The organism is Pseudoalteromonas galatheae (genome assembly GCF_005886105.2).
In the GTDB taxonomy this organism is placed as follows: domain Bacteria; phylum Pseudomonadota; class Gammaproteobacteria; order Enterobacterales; family Alteromonadaceae; genus Pseudoalteromonas; species Pseudoalteromonas galatheae.
The window spans coordinates 3,306,486-3,331,052 of the sequence record NZ_PNCO02000001.1 but is presented as its reverse complement, the minus strand read 5'-3'; the positions used below and the strand labels follow the sequence as shown (position 1 = coordinate 3,331,052).

Here is a 24,567-nt window from a genome sequence, read left to right as displayed (position 1 = left end):
GTGATGCTGCTTTGTTTGACAGAATTCTGAAAGGTCACCCAGCCTCATGTTTAAAAAATTACGCGGATTATTTTCTAACGATCTCTCTATCGATTTAGGGACGGCAAACACACTTATTTATGTAAAAGAAGAAGGCATCGTACTGAATGAGCCATCGGTAGTGGCAATTCGTCAGGAGCGAGCTGGTGGCCCAAAAAGTGTTGCATCAGTGGGTACTGCGGCTAAGCAAATGCTAGGCCGAACGCCGGGTAACATTAAAGCTATTCGCCCGATGAAAGATGGGGTGATTGCAGACTTCTATGTAACAGAAAAAATGTTACAGCACTTTATCAAACAGGTGCACAATAATAACTTTATGCGTCCAAGCCCTCGTGTACTTATCTGCGTACCTTGTGGTGCAACGCAAGTTGAAAAACGTGCAATCCGTGAATCCGCAATGGGCGCCGGTGCGCGTGAAGTGTACTTAATTGAAGAGCCTATGGCTGCTGCAATTGGTGCTGGCCTACCAGTATCTGAAGCGACGGGTTCAATGGTTGTTGATATTGGTGGCGGTACGACGGAAGTCGCGATTATCTCACTGAATGGTGTTGTTTACTCGTCTTCAGTACGTATCGGTGGTGATAAGTTTGATGAAGCGATTATCAACTATGTACGTCGCAACTTTGGAAGCCTGATTGGTGAAGCGACGGCTGAGCATATCAAACATGAAATAGGCTCTGCATTTAAGAGTGAAACGCCGATTGAGATTGAGGTTCGCGGACGTAACTTAGCTGAAGGGGTGCCACGCTCTTTCACACTCAACTCACATGAAATCTTAGAAGCCTTACAAGAACCTTTGATGGGAATTGTAAGTGCAGTAATGGTTGCGCTAGAGCAGTCGCCACCAGAGCTTGCCTCTGATATTTCTGCCCACGGCATGGTATTAACAGGTGGTGGCGCATTACTCAAAGACTTAGACCGTTTGTTGATGGAAGAAACTGGTATTCCAGTTGTGGTTGCCGATGATCCATTAACTTGTGTGGCAAGAGGTGGTGGTAAGGCGTTAGAGATGATAGACATGCACGGTGGTGACGTATTTAGTTACGACTGATGAATTTATTATTTGGCCGAACCGTACCTTTACAACTGCGACTTACTGTCGCAGTTGTGCTTAGTATTATTCTGATCATTGGTGACCGCTACACGGTTGGTGGGACTATGGTGCGAACCAGTTTAAATACTTTGGTCAGTCCGCTACTGTACGTCGCTAACCTTCCCTATGAAGCGTTCAACTTGGGCCTGAAAAGTCTCAATACCAGAGAAAAGCTGCAACAAGAAAACCAAGCACTCAGAGAAAAACAATTAATACAGAGTGAGCAATTGCAGCAACTGCAGTTTTTGCAAAAAGAAAATCAAGAATTGCGCGCTTTATTAGGTGCTTCGGCTAGGGAAACCAATCAACGTTTAATATCTCAAGTCTTGTCTGTTCATTCGAACCCTTATAGTCATCAGGTAGTGATTAATCGCGGCACTATTGATGGGATCAGCGAAGGGCAGGCTGTTATTGACGAAATGGGCATTGTTGGGCAGCTAACTCAAGTCGGTACAACGACCTCAAGAGTGCTGCTAATGACAGATACCACCCATGCGACACCGGTCAGAATATTGCGTAATGACGTTCGCACTGTGGTTGAGGGGACGGGTAAAATCAATAATGTTCGTCTTGCTCATGTACCGCATAGTATGGATATTCGCATTGGTGATGTGTTGGTCACTTCCGGGCTTGGTGGTACTTTCCCCGAAGGCTATCCGGTGGCTGTAGTTACTGAGATAGACAGAGACGAAGGTCTACCATTTGCACAAGTACAAGCAGAGCCAATTGCACAACTAGATCGCATTCGCTTACTCGTGGTATTAGGTAAACGTAGCCAAGAGGCAATTAATCATGAGTAAACATAGCAACTTATTGATTGCATTGAGTGTCTTTGTTGCGTTAATCATGGCGCTTATGCCATTGCCTTTTTCACTAGAGCCCTTTCGTCCTGACTGGGTATTATTGGTGTTAATGTACTGGTCTTTGGCCGTTCCTCACCGTGTGAATATTGGCTGGGCTTGGATGACTGGCCTGATAATAGATTTAGCGATGGGCGCGCCACTCGGGGTGAACTCGTTGACCTATTCCATTTGTATTTATATTACCGCCAGCAACTTTCAGAAAATTCGTAATTTCTCCATCTGGCAGCAAGCTGTGCTGATTGGGCTATTTCTCGCGCTCTATCATTTGTTACAATTTTGGCTTAATCATTTCTTGCTTGATATCTACTTTAACCCGCATTATCTGTGGCCTGCGGTTACGGGCATGGTGTGCTGGCTATGGATATTCCCACTGCTAAGAAAATATCGTAGACAGTTTAGGATCAGATAATGTCTATTTCTTTATATTTAGCTTCGGCTTCTCCGCGTCGCAAAGCGCTACTCTCTCAGCTTGGCTATTCGTTTGAGCAATTTAGTGTTGATGCTGATGAAAGTCCACTAGACGATGAAACCGCATTACAGCTTGTGGAGCGCTTAGCGCGTTTAAAAGCACAGTCTGGTGTGGCGCTAGGATATACCGACAGGCCGGTTCTTGGCAGTGATACTGTGGTCGTCATTGACGGGGAAGCACTTGGCAAGCCTCGTGATAAAGCGGATTTCAAAGCGATGATGCAGCGCCTTTCTGGTAATACACATCAGGTGATGACTGCGATTGCAATTGCAGATTCAAGCAAAGTACTGAGTGATGTGATTGTGACCAATGTGACTTTTAAAACGCTTAGCGAAACTGAGATAGAGGCCTATTGGGACACTAACGAGCCACAAGATAAAGCGGGTGGTTACGGGATCCAAGGGGTAGGTGGACGCTTTGTAACTGAGATCCAAGGTAGCTATTTTGCAGTTGTCGGCTTACCTTTATATGAGACAGACGAATTAATTCAACGGTTTTTAAAATAAATTATGAGTAGCGAACTACTAATCAATGTCACCCCAAGTGAAAGTCGCGTAGCCTTAATCGAAAATGGGGTGCTGCAAGAAGTTCAAGTTGAACGGATCGGTAACCTCGGCATCGTTGGTAATATTTATCTTGGCAAAGTAAGCCGAGTACTTCCCGGTATGCAGGCTGCTTTTGTCGACATCGGCTTGGAAAAAGCGGCGTTTCTACATGCGTCAGATATCGTGAACAGCGCTTCTATCGAAGAGGGGGTGGCCGAGTCCCCTGTTAAGAAAGTGCAGGATATTCGTGAGCTGGTTAAACAAGGTCAGTTTATTATGGTACAAGTGGTCAAAGATCCGCTTGGCACAAAAGGCGCTAGACTGACAACGGACATTACTATTCCTTCACGCTATTTGGTGTTTATGCCAGATGCTACGCATGTGGGAGTGAGTCAACGTATTGAAACCGAACAAGAGCGCGACCGATTAAAAGAAATCGTTGCACAATATAATGACGAAAATGGTGGTTTTATCGTTCGTACCGCTGCTGAAGGTGCTTCGGAGGCAGAGTTACAGCACGATGCTGAGTTTTTGAAAAAGCTTTGGCAAAAAATAGTGACTCGCCGCCGTAAAACGAGCAAAGCAAAAATCTTGCACGAGGATCTTACCTTAGCATTTCGCACCTTGCGTGATTATGTTGGTGAGGATATGGAGCGTATTCGTGTTGACTCAAAGTTAACCTACCAAGAGCTAAAGCTTTTCACTGAAGAGTTTGTTCCCCAACTCGCAAGTGCACTTGAGTATTACCCAGGTGAGCGTCCTATTTTTGACTTGTTTGATGTTGAAACTGAGATCCAAAAGGCACTACATCGAAAGGTTGAGTTAAAGTCTGGTGGCTACCTTATCATTGACCAAACAGAAGCAATGACAACGGTTGATGTCAATACTGGCGCGTTCGTTGGCCATCGTAACCTCGAAGAGACGATTTTTAATACCAATGTTGAAGCAACGTCAGCAATTGCGAGGCAACTAAGGTTACGAAACCTTGGTGGTATCATTATTATCGACTTTATTGACATGGTATCTGACGAGCATAAACGTCGAGTATTGCACTCTTTAGAAACTGCGTTGTCTAAAGACCGAGCGAAAGCGAATATCAATGGACTCTCTGCACTTGGTCTTGTGGAAATGACCCGCAAGCGCACGCGCGAAAGTCTAGAACATATTCTTTGTGATGTGTGTCCATCTTGTTCGGGTCGTGGCTCATTAAAGACAGTTGAAACCGTTTGCTATGAGATCCTACGGGAAATCGTGCGTGTGAATCGTGCTTATGATGCTGACAAGTTTATGGTTTATGCCTCGCCAGCGGTGAGCGAAGCCCTGATCAACGATGAGTATCATAATTTAGCTGAGCTTGAATTATTTATTGGTAAGCAGGTTAGCATTCAAACTGAGAGCTTATATAGCCAAGAGCAGTTTGACGTAGTAATGATGTAAAGGGTAGCGGTACATGCAGGCTAAGGCCGTCTGTTTTTTCTGCCTGCGTAAAGCGTGGCAAATCTTTGCGATCACTTTAGTGACACTCGCGGTGCTGGTGTCTGCGCTAAAGTACGCCTTGCCCTATGCAAATGATTATAGAAGTAACATCGAAGCGCTGATCCAAAAGCAACTGAATGTTGATATTAGTATTGGCCAGATCAGTGCGAGTTGGGAAGGTAATGGGCCCGCCCTAGTGTTGGAGTCGCTCTCTTTTAAAGATAATAAAGACTCGCCAATCTCCATTAATATTGCCAAAACCTCTTTGCAGCTCAATGTATTTGAGTCTGTACGACAAATGCAGATCGCATCTAACTATTTTGTACTGGAAGGGTTTGAAGCCGATATAGATCTGAGCAAGTTAAATGCGGCTCAAGACCAAGGTGCTTTTGAGCAACAAGCATTAATTGAAAGCCTTTTTCTAGGTGATGTTGGGCATTTTGCGGTACAAAATAGTCGTCTTAATATCGCCTTTGTCAGCGGTAAAACCCACAGTTTATTACTAAAAGACTTGGTGTGGCAAAACTCTAGCGCATTACATGAAGGTGTGGGAGAAATCGCATTACCTGGGTTCTCTCAAGGTCAGTTTAATGCTCGTCTTTCTTTATCAGGGCGAAAGCTACATGAACTTGCGGGGAATATCTATGTATCTGCGGATAAAGTTAATCCAGTCGATTGGCTAGAAGAGCTTATCACCTTAGCACACCCTGATCTTAAAGCTGACATCAATGCTCAGCTATGGTTGGGTTTCGAGCAAGGCACATTGCAAGATATCACAGTGGATATCAAACCCAGCACCTTGACTTGGCAAGAAGATGAAAATCAGCGCACGTTAGCATTAGACGATGCGCAATTTCTATTAAAGCCAGATCAGCAGGGATGGTGGGTGCAAAGTAGTGGTATCCAGTTTAGTCGCGATCAAGCATCGCTTGCTCCTATTTTATTTGAAGCGAGATGGTATAAAGATAACAAGACCTTTTGGCTAAAGGATATTAACGCCAACTTTTTAGCTGAGTTAGCACAACTTGCTAAATTCCCTGGGCGAGATTTGTTGTATGGTATAAATCCCAATGGTCAATTGAGCGCAGCAAGATTCAGCCTAGGTACTGATAATGCTTTTGCCGCATGGGGAGTCATTGAAGAGATTGCTTTTGAGCCATTTCGAGGGATCCCAGGAATTTATGGTACCAGGTTAGAGGTGAATGCGACTGATGAGCAAGTTAGGCTCAATTTAAGTGCTGAACAAACTGAACTGCTATCAAAAGAGACCTTCAAAGATAATATTAAGCTCCAGCAGCTCAGTGGCGATGTCTATATTCGCAATCAACAAGCACAAGGCTGGCAAGTTTCTAGTCCCAACTTTTGGCTTAGCAATCAAGATGTAGCGTTAGCCACAGAGTTTTCCTTGCAGTTATCTGATGACCCTTGGCTTGATTTATATGCGGAGCTACTCGGTGGGCGTGGAGAAATCGCCTCACAGTACTTTCCTGTCAGTATTATGCGTAAAAGCTTAGTCGATTATTTAGAAGCAGGGATCCAAGGTGGACAGCACTTACAGACACAGGTCTTACTGAGTGGGCCGCTTTCACAATTTCCTTTCGCCGATAAGCAAGGTCAGTTTGAAGTTAAATCACGTTTGAATGAGGTTACTTTTGGTTTTGCACCAGATTGGCCTAGCGTTACTTCAGGTGATGTCACACTACACTTTGAAAATGAAAGAATGGATATTTACGCACACCGTGGTGAACTTGTTAATCAAAGTATTGATGAGGGTGTCATTGTGAGTATTGCGGATTTAAATCACGCTGATGTGCTGACTGTTGATATTAATCACACCACTGAAGCGAGCACGTTACAGCCTTTCTTTGCGGCAACACCGCTCGCAGATCCGCTCGCGAATATATTAGATATTGTTCAAGGTAAAGGTGATGCAAAAGGGGATGTGCAATTGGCCGTCGACCTAGACTCAGGAGCCGTACATGCTAAAGGTGACATCTACCTAGACAACAATCCTGTTTTCTTGGCAAAGCCTGGGATGCAATTACAGCAAGTGAAAGGTGTGGTTAGCTTCGATGATGACACTATCAAAGTGAATAATTTGTCTGCTAAGTGGTTGGACATGCCTTTGTCGTTGGACTTATCGGGAAGCGGAGATAAGCAAAGTTATCAAGTCACGACCAAGGTCAGCCTTGAAGCAGGGATAGAGCAATTGCAACCGCACGCAAATGGAATTATTGACGGCTACTTAGAAGGCAATAGCGTGCTGAGCACTGAGCTTATCCTTAATTTTGCCGAAACTGGGTTTAACTATAAGGCCAAATTTGCGAGTGATTTACGGGGCATGACAAGTCATTTACCCGATCAATTCGCTAAACCTGCTGATCAAGCTAAGCTACTAAGCGGCACAGTATTAGGGGATGATATTTCGAATCTTGTTACGGCTAGCCTAGATAATCAATTGTATTTTAATGGCATCATTGAAAATGGATCCGGTGCGATGCGTAATGCACACCTGATAATTGGCAGTAAAGATGAAGGCTTAAATGCATCCGGTTTTGATATCACAATCAAACAGCAAGAAGTCGAGCTGCTGCCTTGGTTACCACTGATCAACCGTATTATCAAAGCGCCAAGTTCAGGCTCCGAAACTGCATTTTTACCAGCACTGAACCAGGTAAATGGCGCTTTCTCAAAAGTAACATTCTCAGAGATCCCTTTCCATGATGTTGACTTTACTATGGCTGCGATTGACGGCGCGATGCAGCTTAAAATCAATAGTAAAGAAATGCGCTCACAAGTGGCTATTCCAGCGTCAAACTCAAGTCGGCCTATTCACATTAACAGTGATTATTTACGTCTAAATTTACCTAAGGCAGAGCCGCAAGCACAAGATACGCTGGAAAGAGACATTCATTCTTTAGATTGGTTGTTGAGCTTACCTGCAACCGAATTTGTATGCAGTGACTGTAAAGTCGGTGAATATCAGTTAGATCAGGTTAATATGTCGTTGTTTGGAGATGGTAATAGACTCAATATCTCAGAGTTAGTGATTGACAAAAAAGATCATAAATTCAATGCCAGTGGCCGCTTTGAACAAGGTAAAACGACGCTAAGTGGTGCGTTAAACAGCGATGATTTTGGTGAACTAACGGATGAGTTTGATATTACTTCGACTATCAAAGACTCCCGCGCCAACATAGATTTTGCCCTCAATTGGCAAGGTGCGCCATACGAAATGGATTTACCTAGCCTGGGAGGTGAGTTGACTTGGCGCTTAGGTGAAGGTCATTTGGCGGAAATAAGTGATAAAGGGGCACGCGTCTTTTCGCTACTGAGTTTGGACTCTTTGATCAGAAAGTTGCGTTTGGACTTTAGAGATGTGTTTTCTAAAGGCTTTTTCTATAACAGTATGAGTGGATCGGTAAAACTAACGAATGGTATTGCGATCACGGAAGACTCAAAGCTTGATGGTGTGCCAGCTGATTTAACGATACGTGGCTATGCTGACCTCAATACTCATGAAATTAATTACGATTTAGCCGTCGCACCACAAGTCACTTCGAGTTTACCTGTGATTATGGCATGGGCGGTGAACCCTGTGACGGGGTTAGCTGCGCTGGCATTAGATAAGGTTATCCACTCCGCGCGAGTGATCTCTGAGATTAATTTTAAAATCACCGGAACGATGCAAGAGCCAGTGGTTACCGAGGTTGATCGTAAGAGTAAAGAAATTGAGTTACCTAAACCGGTTGTGCCTCCTAGTGACGGGGCTATGCCAGATGGAGCTGATGAGAATACCAGTAAAGAAGCACCTGCATTGAGCTCAGAATCACAACCAAGTGCTACACTTAAGCAAAGTGAGCAACCTCTTGTGTCGCAAAATAAGGAAAGTGGTAATGGCTAAAGTGATTGCGTTGCCAATGTGCTCGGCTAAAGCACCCCAAACAAATATAGATTACCTTAAAAGCCAGCTGGCTAAGTTAGTGGTTGAAGAACCAACCTTAGTCTGCTTACCTGAAACTTGGCTGGCATTTTGCGACAATGCGCAACAGACTTGGGAATACGCGCAGCATAATGAAGCACTGCTCCAAGAACTCTCAGCGCTGTGTCAACAACATAACATTTGGTTGGCGGCAGGTACCATCGCGATACCAAGTCAGAACGATAAATATCTGGCTGCGAGTTACTTATTTAATGCGAGTGGCGAAATCGTAGCACGCTATAATAAGATCCATCTGTTTGACGCCGATGTGAGTGACAAAACTAAACAATATCGAGAGTCTGAGCGAACAGAGTCAGGACAGGATGTCGTGGTAGTGGATAGTCCATTCGGCAGAATTGGATTAAGCGTGTGTTATGATCTGCGCTTTCCTGGTTTGTTCCAAATGATGAGAGCGAAGGGAGCTGAGCTATTTTTAGTCCCGAGTGCTTTTACCTGTGCAACGGGCAAGGCACACTGGCAGCCATTATTACAGGCAAGGGCGATAGAAAACCAATGCTATGTAGTTGCAGCCGCGCAAGTAGGTTGTCATGAAAATGGCCGAGAAACCTACGGACACAGTTTAATTGTATCGCCTTGGGGTGAAGTCTTAATTGACTCTGGTGCGAGTTTAGAACCCATTTCACAGCAGCTAGATAGCGCGTTTCTTGATTCGATCCGGCAAAAAATGCCGGTTGCGGATCATAACCGATTTAAAAGTGAGTTTTTATGAGTAATGTAGAGCAGAATTTACTGACCAATAGCCAGCTGACACGTGAGCAATTATCACAAACTCTCGAGTATATTCATCAGCACAAAGTAAATTATGCCGATCTGTACTTTCAATCAAGCTACCACGAAACTTGGGTGCTGGAGGACGGCATAGTCAAAGACGGCAGCTACAACATCGAACGTGGTGTTGGTGTGCGTGCCGTGAGTGGCGAGAAGACTGGCTTTAGTTATTCTGATGCCATCAATATTGAAGCGTTAACCAAAGCTGCAGAAGCTGCACGTAGCATTGCGCAAGCTGGCGAAAGCAGTAAAGTCCAGGTATTTAGCGATGTAAAAGCTCCCATTCAGTTTCAACCAGCACAGCCAATTACCAGTATGAGTGATGCGGATAAAGTGGCTTTACTAAGAGAGATTGAACAATGCATTCGCGATTTAGCGCCTGAGGCGCAGCAAGTGGTCAGTTCGCTGTCGGCGGTATATGAAGAAGTGTTAATTGCCGCAAGCGACGGCACATTTGCAACCGACATTCGCCCGCTAATACGCTTAAATTGCTCGGTACTCCTTGAGAAAAATGGTCGCAGAGAGCGTGGCAGTGCCGGTGGTGGTGCGCGTTTAGACTATGGTTACTTTAAAGAGTTAGTAGACGGTGCACCGAGATGGGTGCAGTTTGCCAAAGAAGCTGTGCGCCAAGCACGCGTGAATCTTGAGGCCATAGATGCTCCAGCAGGTGCGATGCCTGTGGTACTGGGTTCTGGTTGGCCGGGGGTGTTGTTACACGAAGCTGTTGGGCATGGCCTAGAAGGTGATTTTAACCGTAAAGGTGCTTCTGCATTCAGTGGTAAAATAGGTGAACAAGTCGCTTCGAGTCTTTGTACTGTGGTGGATGATGGCACGATAGCCGACCGTCGCGGCTCTTTGAATGTGGACGATGAAGGTACGCCTGCGGCATACAACGTACTGATTGAAAATGGTATTTTGAAAGGCTATATGCAAGACAAGCAAAACGCGAGCTTAATGGGCGTGGCGCCTACAGGTAATGCGCGTCGTGAGTCTTATGCCCATTTACCGATGCCAAGAATGACAAATACCTACATGCTTGCGGGTGAGCACAGTCAAGAAGAGATCATTCGTAGCGTAGATAAAGGTATTTTTGCTAGTAACTTTGGCGGTGGTCAAGTGGATATCACCTCCGGCAAATTTGTATTCTCAGCGTCTGAAGCCTACTTAATTGAGAATGGTAAGATAACCCAACCCATTAAAGGCGCAACGCTTATTGGCAATGGCCCTGAGGTGATGAAAAAGGTCTCGATGGTAGGCAATGACCTTGCGCTTGATAGAGGCGTTGGGGTATGTGGTAAAGATGGTCAAAGCGTCCCTGTGGGAGTAGGCCAACCGAGTTTGAAGATTGATGAAATTACTGTCGGTGGTACAGCGTAATACTACCTACGCAAACTATTGATAAGCAAAAAGTAATAAGCAAAAGGCGCAGCAGCGCCTTTTTATGTTGTATCAGAGCCACAACACTGCGTTACGGCATAATTGCTTCTTTTAAATACTGAAACAGCTCTTTGTAGGCTTTGCCTGGCTTCTCAGCTTTTACTTCTTTACTTGCTTGGCGCGCCATCTGGCGCATTTTTTGACGCTCAAGTTCAGGATACTTATTCAATAGCTCATTAATCTTGCTATCTCCTTTGGCAATCACTTCATCGCGAATAAGCTCAATCTTGTTCAGCAACACGTCTGCTTTATTGTTCTTATTTAGCATCAAATCCATCGCAGCCTGGATCTCTTCGACATTTGGAGTACTACGTAATGTCTTGGCAATGTAGTTCATATGACGACGGTAAGCATCTGTTTTAGCACGGATCCTATCCGCAACAGTCATGGCCTCTTTAAGCTCGTCCGTTAGAGGTAACTTCTCACGCTGCTTCTTGGCAAGCCCTGCAATTTCGCAGCCTAGTTCGTGCAACTCTAGCGCCTCGCGCTTAAGCTCGCTTTTTGAAACGTAAATAATCTCTTCTTCGGTCGTTTGCTCGTGTTTAGCCATTGGTCTTGTCTATACTAGTAAATATTAAGGTCTCTAACATTAGAGTATACCACAATTGATCACTACAATAGTTAGTAGCTGTGATAGCATATTAACTAATATGTTTTAGTTAGACGAGCGAGCGGATAAGGTATCTATGACTCAACCTCAACAACACCCTATATATAATCAAATTGATGATGTGAAAAATGCAGTTGCCGATGTGTTAGCGCATGCTAAAAAACTAGGTGCAACCTCGGCAGAAGCGGCGATGTCTAGCACCTCAGGTCTGTCTGTAAGTACACGAATGGGAGAGGTTGAAACCATTGAGTTTAATCAAGATGGAGGTCTTGGTATCAGCGTGTATGTGGGTAATCATAAAGGCTCAGCATCAACCGCAGATCTGAGTCCTGACGCCTTACGCTCAGTGGTTGAAAAGGCTGTAGATATTGCTCGGTTTACCTCGGATGACCCCTGTAATGGTGTGGCTGATAAAGCCTTGCTAGAGATGTCACCAACAGATTTAGATCTTTTTCACCCTTGGCAAGTTTCTCCCGATGAAGCCATTGAGCAATGTGTTGCTGCTGAAAAAGCCGCGTTAGAATTCGATCCTCGAATTGTGAATTCTGATGGCGCGAGCTTATCGAGCCATCAAGGGATCCGTGTATACGGCAATAGCCATGGCTTAATTGCAGGGTTTCCACGTACCAGGCACAGCTTGAGTACTATGGTGATTGGTAAAGAAGGTGAGCAAATGCAACGGGACTCTGCCTATTCGTTGTCCCGCGTGCACACGGATCTAAAATCTCCTGAAGAAGTTGGTTTGGAAGCCGCGCAGTCTACGCTGGCCAAATTAGGTAGTCGTAAGGTATCAACGCGTAAAGTGCCTGTTATTTTTCGAGCGGATATCGCGAACAGCTTATTTGGGCACTTAGTGTCAGGTATTGGTGGCGGCGCGCTATATCGTAAGTCTAGCTTCTTGTTAGACTCTTTAGACACACAAATTTTTAATCGCTGCGTAAACATTGAAGAGAAGCCACATCTACTAAGAGGGCTTGCTTCTAGTCCTTTCGATAGTGAAGGTGTAAAAACCATCGACCGTGAAATTATCACAGATGGCGTACTGAATACTTACCTATTGGCAAGCTATGCTGCACGTAGAATGAATATGCAATCGACAGGTCACGCGGGTGGGATCCATAACTGGTTAGTAAAACCAACACACGGTGATTTAACCAGTCTACTTGCGTCGATGGGTACTGGTTTGTTAGTCACTGAACTAATGGGGCAAGGTGTTAATACAGTAACCGGTGATTACTCAAGAGGTGCTGCTGGTTTTTGGGTCGAGAATGGTGAGCTGCAATATCCTGTGAGTGAAATTACGATTGCTGGCAATTTAAAAGATATGTTTATGGGGATTGAAGGCGTTGGCGGTGATATTGAGTGTCGAGGCGCAGTACAAACCGGCTCTATACTACTCAATAATATGCAAATAGCGGGCGAATAACTCTCTTCCTCAGCTCAAGAAATGCTGGCTTTGACCAGCATTTCCCGCCATTTCGACACTGTTACACTAATAACCAAGTCGCTGTGCCAAGGAATGCGAAGATCCCGACGATATCGGTAACGGTTGTTAGCACTACACTGCCAGCTAGTGCTGGGTCGATATTCATTTTCTTTAGCATAATAGGAATACTGGCACCCGCGATACCAGCTGCGACTAAGTTCATAAACATCGCAAAGGCAATAACGGCACCGAGTGTAAAATCCCATTGCCATATAGCAATAACCCCAGCGATCAATACAGACCAAAGCACACCGTTTAGTGCACCGATCGCCAGCTCTTTACCCATTAAAAACTTTTGGTTAGTTTGGTTAATATGACCAAGGGCAATACCACGAATAACTAGAGTTAGTGTTTGGCTACCGGCAACGCCACCCATACTTGGCACTATGCCATTTAACACTGCGAGAATAGGTAAAATATCCAGAGTACCTTCGAAGAAGCTCGCAACAAACGCAGCCATCAAGGCGGTTAGCAGGTTAATCCCAAGCCAAATAGAGCGGCGCTGGCTACTTTTTAGAACTGGCGCAAAAGTATCTTCTTCATCTTCAAGACCTGCCATACTTAATAAGCTGTGCTCGGCATCTTCACGGATAACGTCAACAACGTCATCAATGGTGACACGACCAAGCAAATGAGCGTTATCGTCAACGACAGGAGCAGAGATCCAGTTGTGGCGCTCAAAAAGCTGCGCCACTTCAGATTCGTCCATAGAGATAGGGATCGTTTCTTTATCTTCATCCATCCAGTCTCGAACCATACTGTCAGGAGATTTAGTTAATAAAGTATTGACTGATAAGGTGCCTAAAAAGCAGTTGTCTTTATCAACTACATATAACTCATCTGTACCATTTGGCAACTCACCTTTAAGACGTAGATATCTAAATACAACTTCTAAGGTAACATCGGGGCGAATGGTGACCGTGTCGGTGCTCATCAGGGCACCTGCCGAGTGTTCCTTGTAGGACAATGCTTGTGTCGCACGTTCTCTGTCTTGGCTATCCATCGCGCCGATAACATCTTGGTAGACGGTATCAGGCAGGCTCCTTAGGACATCACCAAGATCATCGTCGTCCATGTCTTCTGTAGCGGCAGCAATTAGTTCCGGCTCCATTTGGGCGATGATCCCAAGTCTTACGTCCTCTGACAGTTCCTCCAAGACATCCCCTTGGATATCTGGGTCGACGAGCTGCCATAACATAGAACGAACTTTATGCGGAGATGACTCTAACAGTAGTGCTGTATCACAAGGTGCCGTCTCTGCGAGCATGCGCCTAACTTGAACAAACTGACCACTGTTTAAGGCTTTGGTTACCTTTTGGAGTTGTTCCAGTGTGTAGTCTTGTTCAAATACTTCAGGCATAGGCATCCTTTTTGATAATAGTGGTGACTATCGTGATTAAGTTAACCCTATTCGTATACTTTATTGCAGAAATCAATTTCTTAATTTGAATGCTATTCGTGTTGTTTCTGCTGGTGGGTTGTTATCGTTAATACACCTTAAAGGTGTACGCAACGATAATTTAAGTTTACCTCGGTAACTAACTTTACCGCACGAAAGAAACCTAAATTGGTATTACAGTGTAACTCAGTTTACTGGGAACTACCAAGGTTTACGCTTAATTATGAGAGACTTATTAGACCACTTTGGTTACGGAGGAGGGGGAGATTAGCAGGGAGTAAATGAATCAGGCCTTATTGTTTTACCGGCGGTTATTCGGATTCATTAAACTTATTTTCTATCAGTCCACCAATGGCATCTAATGCATATTGAGCATCAGGGCCTTCGCAGACAACTCGTACCTCTTTGCCTTGGCTACTTTCAAGTAACAGCAGTGCTAGAACGCTATCAGCAGCTGCGCTTTTGTCTCCTTGATATAAGGTCACTTCGGCATCAAATTGGGTAGCTAATTGAGCAAGAACCGTCGCAGCTCGGGCATGCAGACCTAGCTTGTTCTGGATTAAAAACGTATCTTCTAACATTTAACCCTCTTGCTCACGATGACGAATTTTGACGTTAGGGTGGGTTTTAGCAAAACGCTCGCCTATGGTTTGTGCGAGGTATACCGAACGGTGCTGCCCTCCAGTGCATCCTATTGCGATTGTTAGATAGCTGCGATTGTTACGTTCTAAGTGTGGTAACCAAGTTTGTACAAAGGTTTGAATTTGCCAAGTAAACTTTTGCACGATGCTGTGACTCGACAAATAGTCTTTGACTGGCTGATCTAGGCCCGTGAGCGGCTTAAGCTCAGGTTCCCAATGTGGATTGGGTAAAAAGCGCGCATCAAAAACGTAATCCGCTTGTTTTGGAATACCGTGTTTAAAGCCGAAAGATTCAAAGGTAATAATGAGTTGTTTGTCTTTTTTACCTAAGATTTTTTCGCGAATATCTTCAGCAAGTTGATGAACGCTCAGGCCTGTAGTATCAATGAGGAAGTCGGCGCGAGTGATCAATACATCTAATAATTCTCGTTCTTTCTTAATTGCAACATCTAATGGGAGGTTATGCAGTGAAAGCGGGTGCAAACGGCGTGTTTCTGAGAAGCGTTTTATCAGGGTTTGATCGTCACTGTCTAAATAAAACAGGGTAGGTTTGGCGAAGCCTGGTAAGTACTCAAGAATGTCATTAAACTCGTCTTGTTCTTTAGGCAAGTTTCTAACATCAATGCTCACTGCAATTTTATTATAATTGTCGGAAACACTACGGACTAAAGAGGGCAGTAAGTTGACTGGAATATTATCTACACAATAGTAGCCTAAATCTTCCAATACTCGAAGCGCTACAGATTTACCAGAGCCAGATCGGCCACTGATAATGATAAGCTCGAGTCCTTTTTCTTCATCACTCATCAAATTCACCTTGGATCACTGCATATAACTCATCATCACTTTTTGCTTGCCTAAGCATTTTGCAAAAAGACTTGTCTTGGAGTGTATCAGCAATCGCCGCTAAGGTCTTCAGGTGCTGTTGATTATCACCTTCAGGTACGATGAATGCGACAAAAATATCGACCGGCTGCTTATCTATGGCTTCAAACTGGATCCCTTGCTCACTGACAAGTACCATTGCAAGGATTTTATCTAACCCTTCAAGTCGTCCATGAGGAATAGCAATGCCTTTACCAATCCCAGTGCTACCTAATTTCTCTCGCGCCATTAAAGCGTCCAAGATAGCATGCTGACTGGTATTTGGAATTTGACTATGAGCCAGTTCGCTGATGTATTCTAAAATACGTTTTTTGCTATTAAAAAGGACCGCAGCTTTACTGCAGTCCTTGTTCACTAATTCACTTAATTTCATCTTAGTGTCGAGTGAGCTTCTCTTTGTGTTTAATAACTTGACGATCTAGCTTGTTGATAAGGCCATCAATTGCGGCATACATATCTTGATGCTCTGTTGATGCAAATAGTTCGCCGCCGTTTACGTGTAATGTTGCTTCTGCTTTTTGTACTAGCTTCTCGACATCTAGGATCACATGCACGTTATTGATATGATCAAAGTGCCTTTCTAGCTTCGCAAACTTGTTGGTGACATAGTCTCTTAATGAGTCAGTAATTTCTACATGGCGACCAGTTAGATTTAGTTGCATAAGCATTTTTCCTTCTTGGGTTTTACGTCTTATATCAAACTTTTACGCTGATTTGACGGTGGAATGGCTAGGGATTCACGATATTTTGCAATCGTGCGTCTCGCTACCTTAATTCCTTGCTCAGCTAAGATATCTGCAATTTTGCTGTCACTCAATGGCTTCGCGGTATTTTCTGCAGCTATCAGCTTTTTGATAAGTGCCCTAATTGCTGTGGAAGAGCACTCACCTCCATTTTCTGTACTTACATGGCTAGAGAAGAAATACTTCAGCTCAAATATTCCCCGAGGTGTATGCATATATTTTTGTGTTGTCACACGGGAAATTGTGGACTCATGCATCTCAACCATTTCAGCAACATCATTTAGCACCATAGGGCGCATTGCTTCGGGGCCATGTTCAAAGAATGCCTGTTGTTGTTGCACAATGCAATTGGTAACTTTTAATAAAGTATCATTTCGGCTTTCTAAGCTTTTAATAAACCATTTTGCTTCTTGTAAATGAGAGCGAATAAACTGACTATCCGTACTGGATTTCGCCGTTCTAGACATCGCAGCGTAGTGATCGTTTACTCTTATTTTAGGCATAGCATCAGGGTTTAGCTCTACGACCCAACGACCTTTTACTTTTTTCACCGATACATCAGGGATCACATACTCAGGTTCTTCATGAATAATGCTTGCCGCAGGCTTTGGGTTAAGACTATGAATTAGCGTCATCACCTCTTTGAGATCGGCTTCTTTAAGGCGCGTTTTCTTAGCCAAAGTTCGATAGTCACGGCTGGCAAGCAAATCAATATGCTCTGTCAGGATCATTTTCGTTTCGGCAATCCATGGCGTATCTGGGGCGAATTGGTTTAGCTGAATACATAAGCATTCTTGTAAACTACGCGCAGCGATACCAACAGGGTCAAAAAGCTGAATACGTTTGAGTACGGCTTCGACTTCATCTAGCTCAATAGGCTCTTCGCTATCTTCGTCATTAATGCTCTCTAAAATGTCTTCGCAAGAGAGTGTTAAAATGCCTGACAGGTCGACCGCTTCAATAATCGCAATCGCAATAGCTCTATCTGTTGGACTAAATGGAGTCAACTCAAGTTGCCACATGAGATAATCATGGAGAGATTCAGAGGTTTCCCCTTGATAAACATTATCGTCATCAGGGAGTGGACCTGAGCTGGCGGCTGGAGCTGCGCTCATATACTCGTCCCAAGTGACATCCATGGCGAGATCATCGCTCACCGTGTCTTTGCTCATGGCGGTATCTGAGTCTATCTCATAGTCACTAACTGATGCTTCATCGCCTGAATTTTGATTATCTTCAGTGCTGCTCTTTTCTTGGCCGTGTTGGTCAGCATTTTCGCCGTCAGTATTATCACCTTCTTCCACTTCCAATAATGGATTGCTGTCTAATGCTTCTTGTATTTCCTGTTGCAGATCCAATGTACTAAGCTGCAGCAAGCGAATAGCTTGTTGCAGTTGTGGAGTCATTGTAAGTTGCTGCCCCATGCGCAGCTGTAATGATTGCCTCATGTATCTCTAACAATCCTTTTTAACAGTTATTAATACTACGTCTTAACTATAGCTTGAATTGTTCGCCTAGGTAGACATCTCTTACGGTTTGATCTGCCAAAACATGTTCTGGCGTGCCTGCAGCGATTAACTCACCATGTGAAACGATGTAGGCCTTTTCACATACGTCTAGTGTTTCTCTTACGTTGTGATCGGTGATTAATACACCGATACCGCGGTTTTTTAGGTGCTCTATGATTGTCTTTATATCTAACACCGAAATTGGATCAACACCAGCAAAAGGTTCATCTAACAGGATAAACTTGGGATTAGCAGCTAAAGCGCGAGCAATTTCTACCCGTCTTCTTTCGCCTCCCGATAATGCCATACCCTGTGAATCGCGAATATGTTGAATATTAAATTCATCTAATAACTCATTTAGCTCAGCCTCTCTTTCAACTTTAGTTAAGTCTTTTCGAGTTTCTAAAATCGCCATTAAATTTTGATAGACCGTGAGCTTTCTAAAGATTGAAGACTCTTGCGGAAGATAGCCAATGCCAAGTCGCGCGCGGCTATGCATCGGTAGTAAAGTGATGTCTTCGCCATCAATCTGAATAAAACCTTTATCGCTTGGTACTAATCCTACTATCATGTAAAAAGTAGTGGTTTTACCTGCGCCATTTGGGCCTAACAAACCTACAATACTGCCAGCTTGGACACTTAAGCCAACATTCTTGACGACTTCACGACCTTTATAACTCTTTGCTAAACCCGTTGCTTTGAGCTCGCTCATTAATTGTTACCTTCTTCCTGCGCTTTTTTATCTTTTGCGTCTTTTTTGTCATCTACAGGAACAAGTATGGTTCTTACACGGGAATCTTCTTGATCTGAGCGCTCAGCGCTGATCAATTGCTTTTCAATGTCGTAGGTGATGACTTGCGCATTGATTTTTTGCCCTGTTTGATTGATTTCCGCATCGCCAGAAATCACTAGGGTTCCTTTAGCTACGTCGTAACGGATTTCATTTGCTTTGGCTTCTAGCAAGTTGCCATCAGGTTGACGTTCGCTAAAAGTGGCAGGGCTGCCAGTTGCAACAAGCAGCTGTTTATTTGTACCAAGCTCTGCGCGGCGGTGAACCTCTAGGCGGTCAGCATTTATTTTTCTGTTGCCATGAATAATTACAACATTCTGTTCAAAAATACCGATATTGCTTTGCAGCTGAGCTTGCTGACGGCCAGCATCAATAATGACTTCATTTTGTTCTGCGGCAATAGCCAGAGTAGAACTTGCAAGCAAGCCGATGCAAACTAGGTTGTTAATGATTTTACTGGTCATAATAAATTGTCTTTGTGTGGTTGATGAGTTCGATCACTTGCTTTTGCAGATCCGCATGTAGCCCTTTACCCGTGATCCTAAGACTAGGACCCGTGATAACAACAGGGTGTTCCGACTTCATCAATTTTTGCTTAATTTCAACTCTTACATTGTCGGCATTAATATCAGTGATCATGGCGTTAGGTGTTAAATTCTTTGCCAATACATTGCCTTCCAAGATTAAAGTATTGTTTTCGTATAATGTTGCTTCCGATGAACTTATTTGCCAATTTTGCTCACCGTTATACAAAGTGAAAATAGGTTTTTCAAAGTGACTAAAGCCAAGATCTTGATACAACTCCATCTTATCAGCAGTTACTTGATAGTTTAATAAGCCATTTTCACTATAGGTCGTTTGTTGAAGCGTGGTTGCAACGTAATCTGGCTTAGCTAACGGTTCATCTTCCTTTGTTGGATCCGTCTCTGATGGATTGAACATGGGTGACCACATCCATATCATTAAAGAAGCGAAAACAATGAGTAAAATGACACGCAATACGGTCATGTACTTGATCCTTTGGAAGTTAATAAGTGCTTCTGGCTAAGCATAATGAGATCAGTAAGCTCTCTCACAGCACCAAAACCACCAGGCATTAAGGTCGTGTAATGAGCGATGTGCTTAACAAGAGGATGTGCATCATTGACGGCAACGGCGAAACCGACTCGTTCCATTACGGGTAGGTCTGGACCATCATCACCAATATACGCGATTTCATCATCGCTAAGGTTAAGCTTAGCTTTCAGTTCATCATATGCCACTACCTTGTTTTCTTGACCTTGGTAAATATAAGTTACATTTAAACTAGTCATGCGTTGCTGAACAATTTGTGAATGTCTTCCTGTGATCACTGCAACCTCAATTCCACAATCAATCAAAGCCTTAATACCAAACCCGTCTTTGGTATTAAAAGCTTTCAGTTCTTCGCCATTATTGCCAAGGTATATACGGCCATCTGAAAACACGCCATCAATATCACAAATCAATAATTTAATTTGCTTTGCTTTTTCCCAAGCTGTAGTTGAAATTGCCTGATATAAATCTTCAAACTGCATTACAGTACCCCCGCTCTAAGTAAATCCTGCGTATTTAAGGCACCAACCGGAACGTTGTTTTCATTTACCACAATTAAGCCATTAATTCGCTTGGTTTCCATGATATTGAGTACCTCAGCCGCGAGCATATCGGCGCGTGCTGTTGTACTTTTTGCCGTCATTACTTGCGTGATAGGGGTGGTGTGAATATCGATCTTTTGTTCAATAATACGGCGTAAGTCGCCATCGGTAAAAATACCTTGTAATTGTATGTTTTCATCTACGATTGCGGTCATACCTAAACTTTTGGCAGAGATCTCAAACAAGGCCTCTTTAACTGTGCAATGGCTGTCGACCATTGGGATTGCATCTCCTTGATGCATGACGTCAGCAACGGTTAGTAGTAGTCGTCTTCCTAAACTACCGCCAGGATGGGAGAGCGCAAAATCATCAGCCGTGAAGCCTCTGGCTTCAAGTAGCGCAACTGCGAGTGCATCACCCATCACTAGCGTAGCTGTGGTGCTAGCTGTAGGTGCAAGCCCTAATGGGCACGCCTCTTTTGATACTTTGACACAAAGATGGACTGTCGCGTTTAGAGCCATTGTAGAGTTAGGGTTACCTGTCATGGAGATTACTGGCGCACCTAAGCGCTTAATCACAGGTAGGATTGAGATTACCTCTTGGGTTTCCCCCGAGTTGGAGATCATCAATACTACATCATCTTTGGTGATCATACCCAAGTCGCCGTGACTCGCTTCGCCTGGATGAACAAAAAACGCAGGACTGCCGGTACTTGCGAGCGTTGCTGCAATTTTATTACCAATGTGGCCAGATTTACCCATGCCAATTACGATGATCCGGCCTTGGCAGCCAAACATAATTTCACAGGCTTTTGCAAATTGTTGATCAACGAACTGCTGCACTTCTTCTATTGCTGCAAGTTCGGTAGCAAAAACTTGATTTGCAGAATCGATAAATGGGCTCTTTGTCACTAGACTTCCTTAAATGATGTAGTAAATGTAACCGGCGAAGCTTGCGACAAGTATGCCGCCTTCTAAACGGTTAATGCGACGCTTACCTGTCAAGCTGAGGCTCATTAGGATAAGCAGCAGTGTCGCGCCGAGCATAATAAAGATATCACGTGAAGCAATATTGGCGTCGAGGACGGATGGATTCATGATCCCGGCAATCGATAGCACCGCCAAGATGTTAAAAATATTCGAACCAATAATATTACCAAGGGCTAAGTCGTCTTCATTTTTCAACACGCCAGCAATACAGGCGGCAAGCTCTGGTAGGCTAGTGCCAACGGCAATAATGGTTAGCCCTATAAGCAAGTCACTCATACCAAAATATTTGGCTATATCAACGGCTGCACCAACCAAGTAATCCGCGCTAACTGGCAGTAGGATCATTCCTACAACTAACCAAAATAAGGCCTTTTGAGTTGGGATATTATCTGGTACTTCCTCGCAGGCCTCACTTACAAATGGGTCATCGCTATCTCCATCACCACGTTTTGTGATGATGATTAATGTGATCAGAAAAGCGATAAAACCCACTAATAATAAAACACCTTCAACGAAGCTAAAGTGGTTATCACTTACGATATACCACGCAACTAGTGAAACGATAACTAACAGCGGCATTTCGCGGCGTAAAATACCAGAACCGACTGATAGCGGTCTTAATAACGCAGTAAGGCCCAAAACGAGCAAAATATTGGCAATGTTAGAACCTATGGCATTACCTACGGCGGTGTCTGTTTTATCTGCAAGAGCGGCTTGCGCAGCAACCATCATTTCTGGCGCTGAAGAACCCATGGCCACAATAGTTAAACCAACAATTAATGTCGGTACACCAAAGTTTCGTGCAAGAGCAGCCGCACCAAAAACAAAGCGGTCAGCACTCCAAACCAATGCAATGAAGCCAAGAATGAGAATAACAAACGATAAAACCATGAACCTCTAGCCAATAGGATTAAAATTTCGTTAGATACTACCAAAAGCGCTCTGGAAAGTATAAGCAAACCGTTACATTTCACGACTTACAAAATTTTACCAAAACGATTTTCCATCTTGTTTGAAAAAAAAGTATCATACTTGGATGAATATAGTCTGGATCTGGAGAGCGACTTGTCGCAGTCAATTGTAGAAATCAAGGATGTAACCTTCTCTCGGGGTGAAAGGATCATCTACAAAAACATGAGCTTTTCTGTACCAAAGGGCAAAATTACCGCAATAATGGGGCCGAGCGGTATTGGTAAAACCACCATGCTTCGTTTAATTGGTGGTCAGCTTAAGCCTGATAGCGGTGATATTCTTTTTGCTGGAAACAGTATCCCTAATATGTCACGAACAGCTTTGTATCAAGCTCGAACGCGCATGAGCATGTTATTTCAAAGCGGTGCTTTGTTTACCGATATGAGTGTGTTCGACAATGTGGCTTTTCCCCTACGCGAGCATACTGAACTATCTGAAGAGTTAATTCGTTTAGTGGTGTTGATGAAGCTCCAAGCCGTTGGTCTTCGTGGTGCAAAAGATTTAATGCCAGCGGAGCTTTCTGGTGGTATGGCAAGACGTGCTGCTCTAGCGCGTGCTATCGCGCTTGATCCTGAATTAATTATGTATGATGAACCGTTTGCAGGTCAGGATCCGATTTCCATGGGTGTTCTAGTTCGGTTGATTAAGTCTCTGAATGAAGTGTTGGGGTTATCGTCGCTGATAGTCACCCATGATGTCACCGAAGTGCTGAGTATTGCCGATCACGTCGTCATTATTGCTGAGCAAGGTGTGATTGGTACAGGAACCCCTGAGCAGATGCTTGAACACGAATCGCCATTAGTGCAGCAGTTCTTACAGGGCCTTGCGGATGGGCCTGTACCATTCCACTTTAAAGCGCCTGATTATCAGCAAGCGCTGTTGCAAGGAGAGTGAATATGGTCGACTTTTTACAAAAACTAGGCCACAAAACTCTTAGCCGTTTTGCTGCGCTTGGCCGTGCCACAACGATGCTTTTTGGTGCGCTATGTAGCTTACCTAATTTCCGAAAAGGCACGCCACTGTTGATAAAGCAACTTTACATGGTTGGTCATCAGTCATTGTTGATTATCATGGTGTCGGGTTTATTTATCGGCATGGTATTGGCATTACAAGGCTATACCGTGTTGGTTGGATACGGCGCAGAAGATAGCCTAGGGCCTTTGGTTGCTTTGAGTTTACTCAGAGAGCTAGGCCCTGTGGTAACCGCACTCTTATTTGCAGGGCGCGCAGGCAGTGCGTTAACTGCAGAAATCGGTTTGATGAAGGCAACTGAGCAATTATCTAGTTTAGAAATGATGGCGATAGACCCGCTTAAGCGCGTGGTAGCCCCTCGCTTTTGGGCCGGTTTTATTAGTATGCCATTACTCGCACTGATATTCTCTGCGATCGCTATTTTAGGCGCACACTTGGTGGGTGTTGATTGGTTAGGCGTAGATTCAGGTAGCTTCTGGTCAATTATGCAATCGCAAGTGTCGTTTCAACAAGACATCTTAAATGGTCTTATTAAGAGTTTCGTATTTGCACTATTAGTAACTTGGATCGCGCTATACAAAGGCTATGACTGTATTCCTACTTCAGAAGGAATAAGTAAAGCGACGACAGAGACGGTAGTACATTCTTCACTGGCTGTACTTGGCTTTGACTTTGTATTAACAGCGGTTATGTTCTCAAGTTAAAAGGTTTTTAAAAATGAATACACGGAAAATAGAAATTTTAGTTGGCTTGTTCGTGGCGTTGGGCGTTGCTGCATTTGTAATGTTGGCGCTAAAGGTGGCTAACTCAGGCTTAAGCGGGAATGGTGAGACCTACACCTTACAGGCTAAATTCGAAAATATAGGCTCGTTGAAAACCCGTGCTCCAATTAAGGTGGGTGGGGTTGTGATTGGTCGTGTTGATGGAATTCACATCCATCCACAAGAGTTCGTGCCGGTAGTTTCAATGAGTTTAGATAAAAACTACGAGTGTCAGTTTTCTGATACATCGTCGGTTTCGATTTTGACGTCGGGCATTTTAGGTGAGCAATATTTAGGTATTTCTCCCGTTATTGCCGCCGAATCAGCGAAGCAAAAATGTCTTGGTCAGGAAGTAACGAGTGAAGATAGCGTTGATCTAGAGTCTCTCTTTGGTGTGGAAACAAAGGCATTAAAAGACGGTGACATGATCACAGATACAAAATCCGCACTTGTATTAGAAGAGCTAATCGGTCAGTTCCTATTTAATCAAGGGAGCGAGTAA

The 24,567-nt window shown here is 44.0% G+C and carries 25 protein-coding genes; 12 read left to right on the top strand and 13 right to left on the bottom strand.

What is annotated here, in order from left to right; genetic code table 11:
• The first annotated feature begins 46 nt into the window (after window positions 1-46).
• From CWC29_RS14805 to tldD, 8 genes are read left to right on the top strand one after another with little or no spacing between them, the layout of a single operon-like run.
• Window positions 47-1,090 carry a rod shape-determining protein gene (locus tag CWC29_RS14805; protein ID WP_010376642.1) on the top strand — a complete coding sequence of 348 codons (1,044 nt, stop codon included), beginning with the start codon at window positions 47-49 and terminating at the stop codon, window positions 1,088-1,090.
• Window positions 1,090-1,932 (top strand): rod shape-determining protein MreC, encoded by an 843-nt coding sequence (mreC, locus tag CWC29_RS14800; RefSeq protein WP_128727568.1) that lies wholly within the window; start codon window positions 1,090-1,092, stop codon window positions 1,930-1,932. The genes CWC29_RS14805 and mreC overlap by 1 nt, the downstream gene beginning before the upstream one ends.
• A complete protein-coding gene (mreD, locus tag CWC29_RS14795) occupies window positions 1,925-2,404 on the top strand; it encodes a rod shape-determining protein MreD (protein WP_010376646.1) in 480 nt (159 codons plus the stop codon). Before mreC ends, mreD begins: the two co-directional genes overlap by 8 nt.
• Window positions 2,404-2,970: a Maf family protein gene (locus CWC29_RS14790; RefSeq protein ID WP_138521441.1), complete on the top strand. Its 567-nt coding sequence runs from the start codon at window positions 2,404-2,406 to the stop codon at window positions 2,968-2,970. The genes mreD and CWC29_RS14790 overlap by 1 nt, the downstream gene beginning before the upstream one ends.
• Window positions 2,971-2,973: 3 nt before the next feature.
• On the top strand, window positions 2,974-4,446 hold the full coding sequence (gene rng / locus CWC29_RS14785) for a ribonuclease G (protein ID WP_010376650.1): 1,473 nt from the start codon (window positions 2,974-2,976) through the stop codon (window positions 4,444-4,446).
• Window positions 4,447-4,459: 13 nt separating this feature from the next.
• Window positions 4,460-8,389 (top strand): YhdP family protein, encoded by a 3,930-nt coding sequence (locus tag CWC29_RS14780; protein WP_138521440.1) that lies wholly within the window; start codon window positions 4,460-4,462, stop codon window positions 8,387-8,389.
• Window positions 8,382-9,197, top strand: coding sequence for a carbon-nitrogen hydrolase family protein (locus tag CWC29_RS14775; protein ID WP_138521438.1), 816 nt, complete (start codon window positions 8,382-8,384; stop codon window positions 9,195-9,197). The genes CWC29_RS14780 and CWC29_RS14775 overlap by 8 nt, the downstream gene beginning before the upstream one ends.
• Window positions 9,194-10,633: a metalloprotease TldD gene (tldD, locus tag CWC29_RS14770; RefSeq protein WP_138521436.1), complete on the top strand. Its 1,440-nt coding sequence runs from the start codon at window positions 9,194-9,196 to the stop codon at window positions 10,631-10,633. Before CWC29_RS14775 ends, tldD begins: the two co-directional genes overlap by 4 nt.
• A 91-nt stretch (window positions 10,634-10,724) precedes the next feature.
• Here tldD and yjgA read toward each other — a convergent pair whose 3' ends face one another.
• Window positions 10,725-11,243, bottom strand: coding sequence for a ribosome biogenesis factor YjgA (gene yjgA / locus CWC29_RS14765; protein ID WP_138521434.1), 519 nt, complete (start codon window positions 11,241-11,243; stop codon window positions 10,725-10,727).
• Between the two features lie 136 nt (window positions 11,244-11,379).
• Here yjgA and pmbA point away from each other — a divergent pair, with 136 nt between their 5' ends.
• Window positions 11,380-12,729 carry a metalloprotease PmbA gene (pmbA, locus tag CWC29_RS14760; RefSeq protein WP_138521433.1) on the top strand — a complete coding sequence of 450 codons (1,350 nt, stop codon included), beginning with the start codon at window positions 11,380-11,382 and terminating at the stop codon, window positions 12,727-12,729.
• Between the two features lie 61 nt (window positions 12,730-12,790).
• On the opposite strand, the gene mgtE is transcribed toward pmbA, so the two are convergent.
• The 12 genes from mgtE to CWC29_RS14700 form a co-directional block, all read right to left on the bottom strand.
• On the bottom strand, window positions 12,791-14,149 hold the full coding sequence (gene mgtE / locus CWC29_RS14755) for a magnesium transporter (protein ID WP_128727575.1): 1,359 nt from the start codon (window positions 14,147-14,149) through the stop codon (window positions 12,791-12,793).
• Window positions 14,150-14,499: 350 nt separating this feature from the next.
• Window positions 14,500-14,769 carry an HPr family phosphocarrier protein gene (locus CWC29_RS14750; RefSeq protein ID WP_010376658.1) on the bottom strand — a complete coding sequence of 90 codons (270 nt, stop codon included), beginning with the start codon at window positions 14,767-14,769 and terminating at the stop codon, window positions 14,500-14,502.
• Window positions 14,770-15,636 carry an RNase adapter RapZ gene (gene rapZ / locus CWC29_RS14745; RefSeq protein WP_010605937.1) on the bottom strand — a complete coding sequence of 289 codons (867 nt, stop codon included), beginning with the start codon at window positions 15,634-15,636 and terminating at the stop codon, window positions 14,770-14,772. It lies immediately after the preceding gene.
• Window positions 15,629-16,087: a PTS IIA-like nitrogen regulatory protein PtsN gene (gene ptsN / locus CWC29_RS14740; RefSeq protein WP_128727576.1), complete on the bottom strand. Its 459-nt coding sequence runs from the start codon at window positions 16,085-16,087 to the stop codon at window positions 15,629-15,631. Before ptsN ends, rapZ begins: the two co-directional genes overlap by 8 nt.
• A 1-nt stretch (window position 16,088) precedes the next feature.
• On the bottom strand, window positions 16,089-16,376 hold the full coding sequence (hpf, locus tag CWC29_RS14735; RefSeq protein WP_128727577.1) for a ribosome hibernation promoting factor: 288 nt from the start codon (window positions 16,374-16,376) through the stop codon (window positions 16,089-16,091).
• A 29-nt stretch (window positions 16,377-16,405) separates the two neighbouring features.
• Window positions 16,406-17,905: an RNA polymerase factor sigma-54 gene (locus tag CWC29_RS14730; RefSeq protein ID WP_128727578.1), complete on the bottom strand. Its 1,500-nt coding sequence runs from the start codon at window positions 17,903-17,905 to the stop codon at window positions 16,406-16,408.
• Between the two features lie 46 nt (window positions 17,906-17,951).
• Window positions 17,952-18,677 (bottom strand): LPS export ABC transporter ATP-binding protein, encoded by a 726-nt coding sequence (gene lptB / locus CWC29_RS14725; protein ID WP_128727579.1) that lies wholly within the window; start codon window positions 18,675-18,677, stop codon window positions 17,952-17,954.
• Window positions 18,677-19,219: a lipopolysaccharide transport periplasmic protein LptA gene (gene lptA, locus CWC29_RS14720; RefSeq protein WP_138521431.1), complete on the bottom strand. Its 543-nt coding sequence runs from the start codon at window positions 19,217-19,219 to the stop codon at window positions 18,677-18,679. The genes lptB and lptA overlap by 1 nt, the downstream gene beginning before the upstream one ends.
• Window positions 19,209-19,763 carry an LPS export ABC transporter periplasmic protein LptC gene (gene lptC / locus CWC29_RS14715; RefSeq protein WP_138521430.1) on the bottom strand — a complete coding sequence of 185 codons (555 nt, stop codon included), beginning with the start codon at window positions 19,761-19,763 and terminating at the stop codon, window positions 19,209-19,211. Before lptC ends, lptA begins: the two co-directional genes overlap by 11 nt.
• On the bottom strand, window positions 19,760-20,311 hold the full coding sequence (gene kdsC / locus CWC29_RS14710; protein WP_138521429.1) for a 3-deoxy-manno-octulosonate-8-phosphatase KdsC: 552 nt from the start codon (window positions 20,309-20,311) through the stop codon (window positions 19,760-19,762). Before kdsC ends, lptC begins: the two co-directional genes overlap by 4 nt.
• Complete coding sequence (locus tag CWC29_RS14705) at window positions 20,311-21,264, bottom strand: KpsF/GutQ family sugar-phosphate isomerase (RefSeq protein WP_408004178.1); 954 nt, start codon at window positions 21,262-21,264, stop codon at window positions 20,311-20,313. The genes kdsC and CWC29_RS14705 overlap by 1 nt, the downstream gene beginning before the upstream one ends.
• A 27-nt stretch (window positions 21,265-21,291) precedes the next feature.
• Entirely contained in the window at window positions 21,292-22,251 is a 960-nt protein-coding gene (locus tag CWC29_RS14700; protein WP_128727584.1) for a calcium/sodium antiporter, read from the bottom strand.
• A 174-nt stretch (window positions 22,252-22,425) separates the two neighbouring features.
• Here CWC29_RS14700 and CWC29_RS14695 point away from each other — a divergent pair, with 174 nt between their 5' ends.
• The 3 genes from CWC29_RS14695 to mlaD are packed head-to-tail and all read left to right on the top strand — an operon-like array spanning window position 22,426 to window position 24,567.
• The gene (locus CWC29_RS14695; protein ID WP_193554575.1) at window positions 22,426-23,226 is read left to right on the top strand and encodes an ATP-binding cassette domain-containing protein; all 801 of its coding nucleotides are present in this window, start codon (window positions 22,426-22,428) and stop codon (window positions 23,224-23,226) included.
• Between the two features lie 2 nt (window positions 23,227-23,228).
• Window positions 23,229-24,008 (top strand): lipid asymmetry maintenance ABC transporter permease subunit MlaE, encoded by a 780-nt coding sequence (mlaE, locus tag CWC29_RS14690; RefSeq protein ID WP_010376675.1) that lies wholly within the window; start codon window positions 23,229-23,231, stop codon window positions 24,006-24,008.
• Window positions 24,009-24,021: 13 nt separating this feature from the next.
• Window positions 24,022-24,567, top strand: a complete 546-nt coding sequence (mlaD, locus tag CWC29_RS14685) for an outer membrane lipid asymmetry maintenance protein MlaD (protein ID WP_128727585.1) — start codon at window positions 24,022-24,024, stop codon at window positions 24,565-24,567.